The following is a 3,633-nucleotide window of genomic DNA, read 5'->3' on the forward strand; positions in this document are numbered from 1 at the left end:
TGGATTCCTGCTTTCGCAGGAATGACATCGGTATCCACGCAGACAATCCCACGCGGAAATGACATAGAATGCTTTTTGAGCCATACGGGCAACAGCAGCCAAGCCACGGGATAACAATAAGGTCTATAAGCCGGATTCTGTATGAATATAAATTCATTGCAGTTATTTATCTAGGATAAACGTTACCGTTTACCTCAAGCGATCTACCCGCATTACAAGCCGGCTAGAGATAACCCGGGAACTTGATAAGTTCTGTAACGCCTATTTGATCTTGCTCTTGGTGGGGTTTACCATGCGTAATTTGTTACCAACTTACCGGTACGCTCTTACCGTACCTTTTCACCCTTACCGAATATACTAAGATAGAACTTCAAAAATTGGCTACGTCGTTCTACAAGTACTACGGTACTCACGTATTAAGTATACGCTCCGTTCCTCGTCTTGTGAACTCCTTGCTCTTTTTGAAGTTGATTTTCGTATTCATATTCGGCGGTATATTTTCTGTGGTACTTTCCCTAAAGTAATAATACTCTGCCGGATGTTAACCGGCACCATACCTCTATAGAGTCCGGACTTTCCTCGTGATTATATCATCACGCAACTGCACGACCGTTTAGAATTATGGTCAATTTTCTTAAATTAGTCAATAACATTTAGAAAAAGTTCAATTAACTTATTAAGTTCTGTGAAAGTTTCTAATTGATTTACTATCTTGAGATATTTTTTAGCAAAAATTAATAAGATTTTTTTGAAAATTTGACTTTTGTACACAGAATATAATTAAATTAATAAGTATAATAACAAATTTATTAACAAATTTAAAATTTCAACTATTTTATTAAAGATATTCTTAATTTAACATTGCTACTATTTTTTTCATACTGTATAAATATGTATTTAATGCTTCTAAACACATAAATTGTTAGCAAATTTTGATATATGATATGAAAAAATTAATTTATTATTTTGGCAGTAATGGTAGTGATGGAAACGCTAGCATGAAGAATGTACTTGGTAATAAAGGTGCCGGTCTTGCTGAAATGTCTAATCTAAAACTACCTATTCCTGATGGTTTTACAATAACTACGGAGCTATGTAATTACTTTTATACCCACAATAATAACTTTCCTAAAAATTTTCAAAACGACTTAAAAAAAGCTATCACCGAACTTGAAATAACTACCGGTAAAATTTTCGGTAGTACAAGCAAGCCCCTATTATTATCTGTGCGTTCGGGTTCTACGGTTTCAATGCCTGGAATGATGGATACTATCCTTAATCTTGGAATGAATAACGAAGTGTGCAATGCTCTTGCGGATTCCTGTGGTGATAAACGATTTGCTCTTGATAGTTACAAAAGATTTCTAGAAATGTATGGTTCAACGGTATTATCTATACCTAGTGATCTATTTGAACAAATTTACGAAAAGCACAAGATTCAAGCCGATATTCATAAAGATAGCGATATTACCGTAGAATTATTAGAAAAAATTATTGATGATTTCAAACGGTTGCATATTAAGTATATTAAGCAACTAATTAATGATCCTTATGAACAGTTAGAATCTGCAATTAAAGCGGTGCTACATTCTTGGATGAGTAATAGAGCGGTTATATATAGAAAAATCAATAATATTTCGAAAGGTTTCGGTACGGCTATTAATATCCAAGCAATGGTTTTCGGTAATTTAGGTAAAACTTCAGCTACGGGAGTTGCTTTTACTAGATCACCTTCTACAGGAGAAAAAAAGCTCTTTGGAGAGTTTTTAATAAATGCTCAAGGTGAAGACATAGTATCGGGAACTAGGACACCTATGCCTATTATTGCAAATGATTCAAATTCTATGCAAGCAATGATGCCGAAAGTGTTTAAGGAATTATCACAAATTGCGAAAAAGCTTGAAGAACATTACTTAGATATGCAGGATATAGAATTCACTATAGAAAATAATAAGCTATATATCTTACAAACACGTACTGCAAAAAGAACAGCCATCGCTGCTATTAATATTGCCGTACAAATGGTAGAAGAGAATCTTATTTCTAAAGAACAAGCCTTAATGCGAATCGATCCGGAATCATTAAATCAATTATTACATACAAGAATTGATTACAGTAAGGGGCTTACTTCTATTGCTGAGGGGCTACCTGCTTCTCCTGGGGCTGCAACAGGTATTGCGGCATTCTCACCTTATGATGCCGAAAAATTATCTCATCATCATAAAGTAATTTTAGTACGCCATGATACTAGTCCTGAGGATATTAATGGAATGCATGTTTCTTCAGGTATTTTAACTATTAGAGGGGGAATGACTTCACATGCCGCAGTTGTGGCAAGAGGTATGGGGAAGCCTTGTGTTTGCGGTACAAATAATTTATCTATAGATGAGAAAAAGCAAATATTAACAGCAGGGGACATAGTTATTAAACAAGGTGATATTATAACGATTGACGGAGGTAGCGGCAAAATCTTCTTAGGTGAAATGCCGTTAATTCAACCTACTTTCAGTGAGGAATCAAAATTAATTTTAGATTGGGCAGACGAGATTAGTAGCTTAAAAGTTCGTGCAAATGCCGAAACAGTTAACGATGCTTTAGTATCTATAAAATTTGGGGCTCAAGGTATAGGTTTGTGTCGTAGCGAACATATGTTTTTTGATAAAAATAAAATTCCTTTAGTAAGGGAAATGATTATTGCTCCTGATATAGAACGTAGAAAGCTTGCCGTGCAGAAATTATTACCTTTGCAAACTGAGGATTTTAAAGCTTTATTTAGAGTAATGAAAGACAAACCGGTAAATATTAGATTACTTGATCCGCCGTTACATGAGTTTTTACCTACTACTGAAGAAGATAAAAAGAATTTGGCAAATAGCTTAAATCTACCGTTATCCATGATTAATCAACGTCTTCATGCTATGCACGAAGTAAATCCTATGCTTGGTCACCGTGGATGTAGACTTGGTATATGTTCACCGGAAATTTACCAAATGCAAATTGAAGCAATTTTTACGGCTATTTTTGAGCTACATAAAAAAGAACATATAGAATGTAATTTAGAACTAATGATTCCTTTAATTAGCAATGTAGGTGAAATAAAAAAGCTTAAAATGGATATTTATGAGGTAATAGAGGAATTAGAGCAACGTTATAGATATAAATTTTCTTTTACACTTGGTACTATGATAGAACTACCAAGGGCAGCACTCAGCAGTAAGAAAATAGCTAAGGAAGTTGACTATTTTAGTTTTGGGACTAATGATTTAACCCAAACTACATATGGAATTTCTAGAGATGATATTGCATCTTTCCTCCCATATTACTTAGAAGAAAAGATTTTTGAATCTGATCCGTTTACTACTCTCGATGAAGAAGGAGTGGGAGAATTAATTGAACTTGCTATAAAACGAGGAAAAAGTAGTAATCCTAATTTAAAGTTAGGTGCTTGTGGAGAGCATGCAGGAAACCCTGCATCTATAGAGTTTTTTCATAAAATGAATTTAAACTATGTTTCTTGCTCTCCATACCGCATTCCTATAGCAAGAATCGCCGCAGCACAAGCTAAGATTAAACACGGGTGATAATATATAACTTGTAATAGTTGAGATTTAATCTTACATTTAGTAAAATTAA

The 3,633-nt window shown here is 34.1% G+C and carries 1 protein-coding gene and 1 other RNA gene; one reads left to right on the plus strand and one right to left on the minus strand.

Annotated elements, in window-relative coordinates:
• Positions 1-110 precede the first annotated feature (110 nt).
• Positions 111-617, minus strand: an RNA gene (rnpB, locus tag KYQ89_RS03475) — RNase P RNA component class A.
• 327 nt (positions 618-944) lie between these two features.
• On the opposite strand from rnpB, the gene ppdK reads away from it, so the two are divergent.
• Positions 945-3,581, plus strand: a complete 2,637-nt coding sequence (gene ppdK, locus KYQ89_RS03480; protein WP_218460425.1) for a pyruvate, phosphate dikinase — start codon at positions 945-947, stop codon at positions 3,579-3,581.
• The last annotated feature ends 52 nt before the right edge of the window (positions 3,582-3,633 follow it).

The organism is Rickettsia sp. TH2014 (assembly GCF_019249195.1).
Classification (GTDB): domain Bacteria; phylum Pseudomonadota; class Alphaproteobacteria; order Rickettsiales; family Rickettsiaceae; genus Rickettsia; species Rickettsia felis.

Bases quoted from the DNA above. Each gene is read 5' to 3' on its own strand.
- ppdK (WP_218460425.1), top strand. From the start codon at position 945: ATGAAAAAATTAATTTATTATTTTGGCAGTAATGGTAGTGATGGAAAC.